This is a genomic window from Gemmatimonadota bacterium, assembly GCA_016719105.1.
GTDB lineage: Bacteria > Gemmatimonadota > Gemmatimonadetes > Gemmatimonadales > Gemmatimonadaceae > SCN-70-22.
This window is the reverse complement of the sequence record JADKAQ010000025.1, coordinates 25,797-38,174: the sequence shown is the minus strand read 5'-3', so window position 1 is coordinate 38,174 and position 12,378 is coordinate 25,797. Positions and strand designations below refer to the sequence as shown.

Annotated in this window: 11 protein-coding genes; 5 read left to right on the top strand and 6 right to left on the bottom strand. The window is 70.6% G+C overall.

Going from position 1 to position 12,378, the window contains the following annotated elements; translation table 11 throughout:
• Positions 1-6: 6 nt before the first annotated feature.
• Positions 7-1,053: a hypothetical protein gene (locus tag IPN47_21675; GenBank protein ID MBK9410608.1), complete on the top strand. Its 1,047-nt coding sequence runs from the start codon at positions 7-9 to the stop codon at positions 1,051-1,053.
• A gap of 14 nt (positions 1,054-1,067) precedes the next feature.
• Here IPN47_21675 and IPN47_21670 read toward each other — a convergent pair whose 3' ends face one another.
• The gene (locus IPN47_21670; GenBank protein MBK9410607.1) at positions 1,068-1,607 is read right to left on the bottom strand and encodes a hypothetical protein; all 540 of its coding nucleotides are present in this window, start codon (positions 1,605-1,607) and stop codon (positions 1,068-1,070) included.
• Between the two features lie 227 nt (positions 1,608-1,834).
• Here IPN47_21670 and IPN47_21665 point away from each other — a divergent pair, with 227 nt between their 5' ends.
• Complete coding sequence (locus tag IPN47_21665) at positions 1,835-2,425, top strand: M23 family metallopeptidase (GenBank protein ID MBK9410606.1); 591 nt, start codon at positions 1,835-1,837, stop codon at positions 2,423-2,425.
• Entirely contained in the window at positions 2,422-2,727 is a 306-nt protein-coding gene (locus IPN47_21660; GenBank protein MBK9410605.1) for a YhbY family RNA-binding protein, read from the top strand. Before IPN47_21665 ends, IPN47_21660 begins: the two co-directional genes overlap by 4 nt.
• Before the next feature lie 110 nt (positions 2,728-2,837).
• Here the strand turns inward: IPN47_21660 and IPN47_21655 are convergent, their stop codons facing one another.
• The 4 genes from IPN47_21655 to IPN47_21640 all read right to left on the bottom strand — a co-directional run bounded on the left by IPN47_21655 (position 2,838) and on the right by IPN47_21640 (position 10,256).
• Positions 2,838-5,909 (bottom strand): hypothetical protein, encoded by a 3,072-nt coding sequence (locus IPN47_21655; protein ID MBK9410604.1) that lies wholly within the window; start codon positions 5,907-5,909, stop codon positions 2,838-2,840.
• Positions 5,910-6,138: 229 nt separating this feature from the next.
• Entirely contained in the window at positions 6,139-7,344 is a 1,206-nt protein-coding gene (locus IPN47_21650) for an alpha/beta hydrolase (protein ID MBK9410603.1), read from the bottom strand.
• Positions 7,345-7,353: 9 nt separating this feature from the next.
• Positions 7,354-9,762: a xanthine dehydrogenase family protein molybdopterin-binding subunit gene (locus IPN47_21645; protein MBK9410602.1), complete on the bottom strand. Its 2,409-nt coding sequence runs from the start codon at positions 9,760-9,762 to the stop codon at positions 7,354-7,356.
• The gene (locus IPN47_21640; protein MBK9410601.1) at positions 9,759-10,256 is read right to left on the bottom strand and encodes a (2Fe-2S)-binding protein; all 498 of its coding nucleotides are present in this window, start codon (positions 10,254-10,256) and stop codon (positions 9,759-9,761) included. Before IPN47_21640 ends, IPN47_21645 begins: the two co-directional genes overlap by 4 nt.
• A 108-nt stretch (positions 10,257-10,364) precedes the next feature.
• On the opposite strand from IPN47_21640, the gene IPN47_21635 reads away from it, so the two are divergent.
• On the top strand, positions 10,365-10,628 hold the full coding sequence (locus tag IPN47_21635) for a ferredoxin family protein (GenBank protein ID MBK9410600.1): 264 nt from the start codon (positions 10,365-10,367) through the stop codon (positions 10,626-10,628).
• An 81-nt stretch (positions 10,629-10,709) separates the two neighbouring features.
• Entirely contained in the window at positions 10,710-11,426 is a 717-nt protein-coding gene (locus IPN47_21630) for an HAD family hydrolase (GenBank protein ID MBK9410599.1), read from the top strand.
• A 13-nt stretch (positions 11,427-11,439) separates the two neighbouring features.
• Here IPN47_21630 and IPN47_21625 read toward each other — a convergent pair whose 3' ends face one another.
• Positions 11,440-12,234 carry an alpha/beta fold hydrolase gene (locus IPN47_21625; protein ID MBK9410598.1) on the bottom strand — a complete coding sequence of 265 codons (795 nt, stop codon included), beginning with the start codon at positions 12,232-12,234 and terminating at the stop codon, positions 11,440-11,442.
• Positions 12,235-12,378 lie beyond the last annotated feature (144 nt).

The window sequence follows — 12,378 nt, the reverse complement described above, 5'->3', positions numbered from 1 at the left end:
GACGACATGCCTCAGTTGGAGCTCTTGCGCCGCCAGGCGTCGCGACTTGCGCCGATCACGTTAGGCGCCTGCCTCGTCCTGTTCGTGGCCTGCACCCAGACCGGCGGTGCACCGGCAGCGACCGGCGATTCGGCCACGGTGGCGGATGCCACGGCCCCGGATACGATGGCCTCGACGACGCCCCGGCCCCAGGCGGGGAACGGAGCGATGCCCAGCGCGGCACCGCCGCTCTCCCCACTCGCCGACACCGTCGCACAACGTCTCGTCTTTGCACCGCTCGTGCAAGACTGGTTCACGGCGGCCGCGCGAACGAAACGCCTGGTCGTCGACCTCGGGCGCGTGGATATCGACCTCAAGAAGGACACGGCGCGCCTCGTCGCCTTTCGCGCGGCGGCGGCAGCGCGTTCCCCCTTTGCCATCGGCAGCCGCCTCCGCCTCCGGGGGCCGTGGGGGAGCGACGACGCGACCATCGCCGGTTTCGAGGCGTACAACGGCCGCATCGTCGCCACGCTCGCCACCTCGCCGCTGGTCGATTCACTGGCGCGCGACACGGACCCGCTCGTCGCCTCGGCGCAACGCGTGCGCAACGACTCGACGCCGGCGGGTGCTGCCTGCGATCGTGCCGTGGACTCGGCCTTCGTCTCGCGTCTCACGCGACTGGCCAGGGCGACCGAGGATTCGCTGCGCGCGTCGGAAGACCAACCGTTGTATGCACGGCTCAAGGCGTCGCTCAAGGCGCGCCGCAGCGTGGCTGCGGGGTGCTTTGGCGAGGCACGCGGTGTCGTGATCGTCACGCTCTACGCGGGCGACTACGAGTGGGTACGCGAGCGCGTCCTCCTCGTGGGCGACGGGAGCGTGAAGAAGGCGACGGTGCGCGACCTGCGCTTTCGCGCGCACGAGGCGCTGCACGCGCTGGACGCCGACGGCGACGGGGTCGACGACCTCGCCACCCGCGCCTGGACGCCGCGTGGTGGCGGGACGGCGATCCTCTCGTTCAACCCCACCACCGCGCGGTTCGAGCGCCTCGCCCAGGGATTCGCCTGGGAGCGCTAGCTGGTGCCGGCTGCCTAACGCAACGACCGGAAACGGATCAGCGCGTATCCTTCCTCTTCATCGGCGACGCCGCGATCGTAGTCGATCCAGATGTCGGTGGGGAAGCCGTAGCGGCTGTCGTAGCTGGTGTCGATGTCGTCGGCGCGGGAATCGATCGCTTCCTGCACGACGGAGAACAGCCCATCGATCGTCGGATACAGGTACGCCATGGAGACGGGGACGCTCACGCCCGAGCCCTCGATCTCGCGCGACACCACGCGATCGCCCTGCACCACGACACGAACGGCGACCCCGCCCATCACGCAGTAGCAGTTGCGACGCACGACATACTCGTAGTCGGAGATGAACTGCGACGACCAGGTGCGTCGGGCCCACGAGAGGTCGCGCTGCTCGTCACGCCATCGCCCATCGGGGCCCGTGATGACCGTGCAGGCGGAGGCGGCGAGGGCCACGGCGAGCAGGGGGAGCCCCCTGACGATGGCCCGCGCGAGACGGCGGGGACGAGACGGCAGGAGCGAATCGGACTTTGCGTGCATCAACGACAGGGTGGGCATGGTCGCCTCCACGTGCGGCATCATCGGTTGGGGGGAGTTAGTCTGCACTTGCATCTGCGAGAGCATGTATGAATCGTGCCGCAGGGCGATTCCCCTCTTCTCCCAGTGAGCGCTCCCGTGACGCATCGACGCCTGTCCCGCGGACGGGACGTGCAGGTGGCCAACCGATGAGACAATTGCACCCTGTACGACGCTGGTCGCGCGCGATCCTAGCAGCGCCGATCGTCGTGGTGATCGCCGCGTGCTCCCCCGGGCTCACCCCGCTGCCGGGGCCGGCCGATCCCGCCCCCGACCCGATGGAACTGCCGATTCCGGCGGACCCCGCCAGTGCCGGGGTCGCGGCGAGCGACGTCGCGACGCTCCTGCGAGCCAAACGGCTGATGGTGCCGGTGGCCGGCGTCGCCCCCGAGCGCGTCCCCGACACCTTCACCGCCCGGCGCGGGACTCGCATCCACTCGGCGCTCGACATCATGGCGCCGCGCGGCACACCAGTGCTCAGCGCCGATGCCGGCAAGGTCTTCAAGGTCCGCTCCAACAACCTCGGGGGACGCACCGTGTACGCCCTCGATGCGCAGGAGCGCTTCGTGTACTACTACGCGCACCTCGATCGCTACGCCGACGGGCTGGCCGAGGGACAGGCGCTGCAACCCGGGGACGTGATCGGCTACGTTGGTACCACCGGAAATGCGCCGCCCAACGCGCCGCATCTCCACTTCCAGCTGTTGTTGTATCGCGGGAACGGTCGCTGGTGGGATGGCGACCCGCTCAATCCGCGACCATTCCTCGCCAGGGCGGGCCGGGTCCGCACACCATCATGAAGGGAAAGGAACGCGCGGAGTTGCGCGCCGAAGCGCATCACCTCGACCCGATGGTCCACATCGGGCATCAGGGGCTCACCGACACCGCATTCGGCGCGCTCGATGACGCCCTGCGGACGCACGAGCTGGTGAAGGTGGCCGTGGCGCGCACCCTCGAGGAGTCGCCCCGCGAACTCGCCAACCAGATGGCCGAAGCGTTAGGCGCCGACGTCATCCAGGCCATCGGGCGCAAGGTGACGCTGTACCGGCACAACCCGGAGTTGTGGGAAAAGCCGCGCAAGCTGCCGCCCTGGAAGGCGTAGCGGCCCGCCGTTCTGTGGCGCTGTCGGGCGCGGCCGACGTTGTACCTCTCGCGCGGTGCGAGCCGACACAGACGAACCGCCTGAGGTGGATCGCACGCGGGCGACTCGGGCTAGAAAATGACCTTGAACCAGTGCGCCAGCCGCACGACGACGTCGGAATGCTGCGGGAGGAAGGCGTCGAGTTCTTTTGGATCGTCGATCCAGCGGCTCTGCCCGATGATCGAGATGAGGTCGAGGTACGGAATCACCGCGGGCCAGTGCGACAGGATGATCGCATCCTCGCCGTCACTCACGAAGCTGCGGTCGTTCTGGTTGTGCGAGCCGAGCATCGTGTAGAAGACGACGCGCGCGCGTTGCTCGGGGGTGCGGGAGTCGTACCAGCGCTGCATCACGTCTCCCCCGACATCGATGAGGGCGTCGGGATACTCCTGGAACGACGAGACGGCGGTGGACCGACGCTCGACCTGCGACATGCGACGCTGCACGAAGTCGCGCGTCATCGGCACCCACTCATAGAGGCCAAGCGCACTCCACGCCTCGCGCGAGGCGAAGAAGTTGGCCTTGAGGTGGAGCCGGGGTGCGCCGTGCGCCTCGAAGTCGGGCACGGTATCCGGCAGCGACGGGAGCGAGTCGAGTGCAGCGGCGAGCGAGTCGAGTCCCGGGTACACGCTCGCCGGATAGTCGAACAGCTCGCGCAGCCACGCGTGCTGCTGCAGCGTGCGCCTGACGGAGCGCACCTTGCCGGGAATGTCGGTGACGCTGAACTCCGAGGCGTAGACGCCCACCTTGAGGAGTCCTCCGCTCGCGGCGATCTCGGGGGCGAGGACCTGCGAGGCGCTGGCCAGTCGCCAGAGCATCTCACGATTGCGGATCATCGACCCGAAGGCGCGCGCGGGGGCATTGGCGAGCGCCGGGGCGATGACCAGGACGCGCACGCCGCGCAGCGAACAGCCGAGGAGCGCCGACCCCCAGAAGGTCGAGTTCCATAACGAGTCCGGGACCTTGATGACGGAGCCGGCCGGCATCAGCGTGTAGAGCACGGCCTTGGCGATGTTGATCGACTTCTCGTCGAAGCCGGTGTTGTTCTGCAACATCACCGCGCGCAGCGGGCGGGGGTTGTCGGCGGCGGCGCGCGCCACCTGGGCGTCGTAATCGAGTGCGCGCGGTCGCGGGGCCAGCGCCGGAGGGATGCGCTCGGCGGGGATGCCCTGTTTGAGCATCAGTGCGCGCGCCGCCGACTTGAGGGCTACGGTGACGGGGCCGCGCACCAGGAGGGAACGATCCTCCCAGGCGGTGCTCGCATAGTGCTCGCCGACCCCCGAGCCGGTGAAGAGCGCCTCGCCGCGGTACAGGTCGTCCTCGCTGATGTCGTAGAAGACCAGCTTGCGGTGGTCCCGCATCCAGTTGTCGGGGAAGGGAAACCACTGTGCCACGCGCCAGCTCCAGAACGACGGGTCCGAGGCGTTGGTGATGCTGACGTGCACCTTCACGAGGTTGCGGAGCCACCCCTCCCCGTATTGCCGTCGTTGCGCCGTGAGCAGCGACGAGCGGGCAATGGCGGCGCGCAGCGAGTCCTGGGCGGCACCTAACGAATCCTCCCACGCCGAGAACCGCGCCGGCAGGTGCACGCGGCGGCGCGTCGGGTCCTCGAGCAGGTCGAACCAGAGGCGCGTCTTGTTCACCTCGTAGAACCACTCGTCGAGGATGATCATGTACACCGGGAAGCGCCCCGTGCTGTCGTAGGCGCGAACCCGGGCGATCATGGCCGCCAGGTACGAGCGCAGGACGTGGCGGTAGGTCATCTCGTCGGGGTCACCCCGGTCGTCGACGCCTCGCACGTCGTGCACCCACAGCACGTGGTAGTCGCGCGCGGCGCGGATGGTGCGGCTCAGCTGGTACTGGAACTGCTCGTTGATGACGTACGACACCGCGTTGCCATCGGTGAACGGCTCGCGGGTCGCGCGCGCGACGAGGGCGTCGAGTTCGTCCTGCGTGTCGTGCTCCTCGGGGCGAATCGCCAGTTGCAACGGGAGCCAGACGTAGCGCGACGCGCCCCAGTCGCGGCGTGCGGCGGCGCGCGCCGCCTCCACGATCGACAGCACCTCCGAGAAGACCGCCTGCGCCGCCTCGCCTGCCGCTGGCGACAGCCCGGACTCCACCACCACCCATCGCGCGAAGATCCCGCGCGCCAGCACGGCGAACTCGCGGGTCGTGTCCTCCTCCTTCTCCTGGCCGAGCAGCCGGTCGTACGGGATGAGCACTTCGTCGAGGAGGATCTCCCGTGCACGCTGTGCGACGCGACGTCCCGCCTCGGTCGCCACCGCGCGCGCGCCGCCGCTGGTATCGATCGCCAGCGAGAAGGCCTGTTCGACCGACGCGTGCAGCCGTCGCGTCTCCCGCTCGATCGGGATCCCGCTCCCTGCGTCGCCGGAGCCGGCCATCGAACGCTTGATGGTGTTCAGGCGCGCGACCACCATCGCGTCGCTCCGCGTGACCGCCCGGTGGTCAAGCCACGGCACGCACAGGCGCTGCACGGAGAGCGCGGCCTCGCGCGCCGTGGCCAGCGCGGCGCGAATCGCCTGCGAGTCGGCGGGGAGGGTCACCGCCGGTGGGCGCCGGTCGCGCATGGCGACCACATCGGCCTTGGGGCGCGTCGTCCCCAGGGGGATCCGGCGAAAGACCGGCTTCTCGATGCCGACCATGAAGGCCCGGCCGCTGCCAGGCTCGAAGTCGAGCCGCAGCATGCTCCCGTCGTGGAAGATCCCGCCGCGCCGCACCGGATGGACGAGCGTGTATAGATGGTGCAGCTGGCGGTCGCCGAAGTCGTAGTCGGCCCCGACACCGAGCCGCAGGAACGGGGAGAAGAAGGCGACGCGCACCCCGTTGCGAGGGCGCGTGTCGCGCGACCCGCTGTAACCCTCGACCTGCAGCCCGCCGAGTCCGAGGGAGCGATTCAGGAGTTCGCGATAGACCCCGACACGCCCCTCCGTGACCGCCGCTTCGTCCCCGGGTTGGGTGCGAACCCCGGTGGCGGCTCCCAGCGTCCACTGCCAGTGGACCGGCTGGCCGAGCGACGCTGTCGCCCCCCCGTCCGCGGGCACCCGTCGCTGTGCCGGAAGCGGGAGCGCGCTCCCACACGCCAGCAATCCGGACAGCACGATCGACAGTGTACGGTGCACCATTCCTCCGGCGTCTCCCCCCCCCGACCCGTCGTGCGCGGCGGGCCGGCACCTGTCTTCACGGACGCACGGGGCAAGCGCAGGGGCAATGGGCGGGGGAGCCCCGATCTGTCAGCCGATTCCGGACGCCCGGGAGGCCCGCGATCGTGTACCCTAAGCCGAACGTGCCGGCGGCCGGTCGTGCGCCGGCCGCGCCGGGGAGGGGAACTGGCCGCTGGTCGACGTTCGCGCGCTAGGGATGTGTCGCGGCGCAGCGCTGTTCGGGGGCTGCCCCGCGCGGAATGGCCGGTCCCAGCCGCCAGATCCGGTCGCCGCCGAGCGTCGCCGTCCCGAGCGTGAGGCGGCAGTCCGGGACGCGCTCGGCCCCGACCACCCGGGCCAGGTCAAACAGCGTCCCTGACGCGCGGCGGATGGCGTGGTGCGTGCCAAACACCCGCTGCAGCCATCCCCCGGCACCCACGCCATCTGAGACGTCGACGGTCTCGAGTCCATCGTGCGTGAGCGGCGTTCCGTCGTGCAGCCCGGCCCGTTGTGACTTGTTGATCCCACGCGAGAGGGCGAGCACGCGATCGCCGGACGACGCGTACAGCAGCACGCGCCGCGTGAGCGGCGAGACGGCGGGGACGATGTACTCGGCGAAGCGTCGCGACTCGACGTCGGGGGCGATGAAGGCCACGGCCCGCAGGGGGGTGGCACCGAGGGTGATGCGCAGCGGCAGGTCGTCGGCCAGTGACTCGCCGACCACCTGAGCGCCTAACGAATGTGGTGCGAGTACGAGGCGCGAGGCCACGGTGCCCGCGATCACGCTGCGCAGCGCGCGGACGAAGGCGGGGCGACTGGAGGCGGCCGCCGCCGAGTCATCGTGGTAGGCGCGGGCGAACAGCGCCCCGATGCGCGGCGAGGCGATCCCCGACCCGTTCGACGGCCAGGCGAAGGCGATCCACGGCGCGTCGGCCCCCGTGCGAACGCGCGCGACCGCCGCGTACGTCCACGCCTCGTGGAGCGAGGTGGCGTACCCATGGACGTAGAGCACGGCGAAATCGTCCGGGGCCACGCCGGCGTCCGTTCGCGCGCGCAGGCGCGCGACGAAGTCAGCCTCGGAGAGTCGAACGGAATCGGCGATCGTGACGTCCACCGCGTCGGTGTACGGATCGGCCACGCGCTCCCGCGTCAGGATGGCGAACCCGTACTCCAGCGAATCGGCCAGGAGTTGCGAGTCGATGCCGTCCACGCGCGCGCGCGCCGAGACGTACCACACCGTGTCGGCCACCATCGTGCGGGGGGCGACGTCGGGGGAGGGGGCGCGCGCGCACCCCGTCGCCAGGATGACGGCCGCCAGCGGTGCCAGCCACCCGTGTCGCCGGAGCGTGCGCGCCGCGATCACCGGCGATGCCGCATCGTGGCGCGACGCGCCGTGGTGCAACGCACCGTGTTGCAACGCGCCACGTTAGGCTTCACGCAGCGCCCCCAGGATCCGCCACGGGGTCATCGGCAACTCGCGGACCTCCACGCCTAACGCGTTGGCGACGGCGTTGGCGATCGCCGGCGCGGTCGGGATGATGGGGGGTTCGGCCAGGCCGCGCGCCCCCACGTGATTGGCGATGGTATCGCTCCCGGCGACGCAGAACGCGTCGATCGCCGGGAGGTCGGCCATGGTCGGGATCTTGTAGTCGTGTAGTGACGGGTTCAGCGGTCGCCCGCTGTTGGGATCGAGGTGTCGCTCCTCGAAGAGCGCGAACCCCAGCCCCTGCAGGATCCCGCCGTTGAGCTGGCTCTCGGCGAGCAGCGGGTTGATGATGCGCCCCGCGTCGTGGGCGGCGACGATGCGCAGGACGCGCACCACGCCGGTCTCGATGTCGACCTCGACCTCGGCGAATTGCGCACCGAACGACATGAGCCCCACGCCGGCCGGATTCGGCCCGCGGCTCCCCTGTCCCATGATCATCACGTTCCCGAGCTTCTTCGTGACGTCGCCGAAGCCCATGCGGCGGGCGCCGTCGCGGGTGGCGACGATCGAGTCTCGGGCGACGAGGTCGCCGGGATGGCACTCGAGGAGTTCGCCGGCGGCCTCGAGGAGCTTGTGGCGCGCCTCTTCGGCCGCCACGCGCACCGCCGGACCGACCGAGGCGGTGGTCATCGAGCCCCAGGAGTTGCTGGCGTAGGGGGTGCGCTCGGTATCGCCCAGGATGACGCGCACGTCGGCGAGTCGGGCACCTAACGCTTCGGCGGCGATCTGGGCGAGGATCGTGCGCGAGCCCGTGCCGAGGTCCTGTGTGCCGCTGAGGACGTCGATGGAGGCGTCGGAGTTGAGGCGGACGGTGGCGTAGGCAGGGGGACCGCCGCCGGCGCCCCAGACGCAGGCGGCCATGCCGACGCCGCGGCGCAGGTGGGGGCGGAGCGTGGTGGCCGGCACGTGCGGCGGGTGCTCGGCGTGGGGGGCCCCCCCCATCACCACGCTACCACCTGCCGCCCCGCTCACCGGTACCGTTTCCTTTCGCACCGCATCATTTCCCCCCGCCCACCCGAACCGCGCCGCCCCTTCCTCATAACAGCGCCGCAACCCGTTGGCCGAGTAGTCGCGCTGCGACGCCTCGTCGCGCGCCGCGAAGTTCGCCAGCCGCAACGCGAGCGGGTCCATCCCCAGCTCCCCGGCCAGCACGTCCATCGTCCGTTCCAGCCCGAAGGCCCCTTCGACGTGCCCGGGGGCCCGGAAGGCCATCATCGGCTGCGTGTTGGCCCACACGAACGTCTCGTGCGTGCGCACGTTGGGGCACGAGTACATCTCGCGGAAGATCGCCGCCGGACTCCCCTCCCACCCGGTCGCCCCCAACGCGATCTCCGTGACCGCGTCGATCGCCATCAGCCGCCCGTCGCGCCGCGCGCCTAACGTCACCACCAGCCGTGATGGCGCACGGTGCCCGCCGTCCGATTGCTCCTCGCGGCGCTCCAGCACGCAGCGCACCGGCCGCCCGGTGCGCCGGGCAAAGAGGGCGGCGACGAAGCTGGTCGTCCCCGAGTTGTTCTTGGCCCCGAAGCCGCCCCCCATGTGCTCCTTGATCACCCGCACATGCGACTTGGGGAGCCCCAGCCCAAGCGCCACCTCGTCGCGGACCCGGAAGACCCCCTGCGTCGACTCCCACAACGTCAGGCGATCGCCCTCCCACTCGGCCACCGAGGCGTGCGGCTCGAGTGGCGAGTGGAGTTGGCTTGCCGTGCGGTACTCGCGCGTCACCACCACGTCGGCCTGCGTGAGGGCCAGCGGTACGTCGCCGCGCTCGACGATCGCCGGCGAGCCGCGCATCACGTTCGTCGTCCCGCGCACCGTGGGCGCGTCGGGGGCCATGGCCCCCTCGAAGGTCACCGCGAATGGCTTGGCGTCGTACGACACGCGCACCGCCCTCGCCGCGGCGAGCGCCCCCTCTCGTGACTCGGCGCAGACGGCGGCGACCGGCTGGTCGGGATAGAGCACCGCCGTGCCGAGGAGCGGCAGCCCGCCGGCCCGCATGGGGCGCGGGAGGGTGCTGGCGGTGAGGACGTCGACCACCCCCGGCAGTTGCAACGCTGCCGAGGCGTCGATCGCCGTCACCGTCCCGTGGGCGATGGTGGCACGCACGAAGGCGACGTGCAGCATCCCCGGACGCTGGAGGTCGGTGGTGAACTTCGCGCGCCCCGTGACCTTCTCGCGCGCATCCACGCGGGGGACGCGCGCCCCGACGATCGAGAGCTCGGCGTCGTCGCCCCACGGCGCGGGCTCCAGCGACGGCAGCTCCACGACCTTCGTCTCGCGTCGCCCCTCCACCTCGATGACGGTGGTGACGAAGCGGCGCCGCGGGGCGGAATCGTTAGGCTCGCTCATGCCACCCCGTCCGTTCCCGTCTCGCCCGGCGCGGACTCGCCCCGCAGGACGGCGGCGGCCCCTTCGATCGCCCGCACGATCGCCGGATACGTACCGCAGCGGCACAGGTTCCCGCTCATCGCCTCGTCGATCGCCGCCTGGCCGGGGGCAGGGTCGCGGGCGAGCAGGGCGGCCGCGGCCATCAGCTGCCCCGACGTGCAGAAGCCGCACTGCACCGCGTCCTGCGCGATGAAGGCGTCCTGCAGCGGGTGCAGGTCGTCGCCCCTGGCCAAGCCTTCGACTGTCGTGACCGACTCGCCATCGCACGCCTGCGTGAGCGTGAGGCAGGCGTACACCGGCTCGCCGTTGAGCAGCACCGTGCACGCGCCGCACTCGCCGCGATCGCACCCCTGCTTGGCCCCGGTCAGGAAGAGGCGGTCGCGCAGCGTGGTGAGCAGCGTTTCGTGTGGCTCTGGCGCTAGGTCCCGCGTCCTATCGTTGATCGTCAATCGCATGGGATCTATCTGGCCGTCGATCGCGGCGCTGTCCAGCGCCTATTGCCCATCGGGCTGACCGCATATCTTGTCAGTCCGCCCAACCGTCTGGCTCAACCTACTCCGATCATGCCGTACGTCATCACCGAAGCCTGCATTGGCACCAAGGACAAGGCCTGCGTGGATGTCTGCCCCGTGGATTGCATCTACGAGGGAGAGGACCAGCTCTACATCCACCCGGACGAGTGCATCGACTGCGGCGCCTGCGAGCCGGAGTGCCCGGTGACGGCGATCTTCCCCGAGGAAGATGTCCCGGCGAACATGCGCCAGTACGTCCAGATCAACCGCGACGTCTTCAAGAGCGCCAATCCGCCGGGGCGGCCGACGCGCTGATCCGGAACGACCGGGCGGGCGCCCAGCGCGGCCCCCGCCCCCCGCGCGTCCAGCGAGCCAGCGTCGCCAACCACGGCTGACATGCTGCGCGCCATCACCCTGGACTATTGGGACACGATCTACAGCGGCGCCTCCGAGCCGGTGCGTATCGAGCGCCGGCGGGAGGTGCTGCTTCGCATGCTCGCGCGACTCGGCCATACCGCCGACCCGCTCGAGTTCGAGGCGCTGTACCGCGCATCGGCGGCCGAGGCCGAGCGCTGGTGGCGAGAGGAGCACCGGGGTTACACCACCGCCGAGCGCATCCACTGGCTGCTGGGTCAGCTGTCGATCACGCGACCGCCGGACTGTGAGCATATGGCGGTCGCGATCGAGGAGATCGACCGGACGCTCACCGAGCTCCCCCCGCCGATGCTTCCCGGTGCGCGCGAGGCGCTGGCACGGCTGGGTGAGCGGTATGCCCTGGCCATCGTCTCCGATACCGGTTTCGTGAGCGGGACGGCGCAGGACCGCCTGCTGGCGCAGGATGGCGTGCGCGACCGGTTCACGGCGACGATCTACTCGATGGACATCGGCCACGCCAAGCCGCGCCCGGAGCCCTTCCATGCCGCGCTCACCGCGTTAGGCGTCGCCCCGCACGAGGCGCTGCACGTGGGCGACATCGAACGCACGGATATCGCCGGCGCCCTGGGTGTGGGCATGCGCGCCATCCGCCTCGACGCCGTGCGAAAGGGTGGCCCAACCAGGGCCGAACACGTCGCGGAGAGCCTCACCGCGCTCGCCGACTACCTCACGCGATAGCGCCGCTCGTCCGTCAGGAGAGCGTGACCTTGGCGAGGAACTCCGTGATGACGTGATTCACCGCGGCTGGACGCTCCACGTTGGCCACGTGTCCGGCACCGGCAATCACTTCGAGGGTGCTGCCACGGATACCGGCGTGGAGGAGCATCGCCTCGCCGGGCGGGGTCAGGACGTCGTCCTCCCCCACCACGATGAGCGTCGGGACGTCGATCGTCTCCAGCGTCGCGGTCGAGTCGGGACGGTCGCGGAGCGCCTCGAGCGCCCCCACCACCCCGTCGACCGGGGCGCTCTCGAGCATCCGATGCACGTCGTCGACGACCTCCGGGCACTTCTCACGGGTCCGTTTCCCGACCATCCCGGTGATCATCGCGTCGGCCACCGCTTCGCTCCCACGTTGGCGTGCCAACGCGATCATCTGGTCGCGACGCTCGCGCCCCTCGGCGGAGTCGTTCCCGGCGCGCGTATCCATGAGGATGAGGGCGCGAACTCGGGCCCGGTGCCGCCGCCAGAAGGCCAGCGCCACATAGCCGCCCATGGAGAGTCCACAGACGACGGCACGCTCGATCCGGAGCGAGTCGAGCAGGGCGGCCAGGTCGTCCGCGTACTGGTCGACCGAGTAGGGGGGGTGCACGCTGCTCTCGCCAAAGCCGCGCAGGTCGGGGGCGATGCATCGGGCCCGGTCGACCAGGGCGGCGACCTGCGACGCCCACAGGGCGCGGTGATGCGGGAAGCCGTGCAGGAAGACCACCGCATCGCCGCTCCCCATGTCGTCGTAGCCGATCTCGATTCCACCGCAGTAGGCGATCATCGGGAGAGTGTCCTGCCGCCACGAGTCGTGGCGGAGAAGTGGTGGTGGACCTGGGGGGCGAGCGGTGCCCGGCGGGCCGGTATGTCGCGGGTGGGCCCGCCGTGGGGACCTGGACGCGACGTTGCCGTCGGACGGGCTAACATG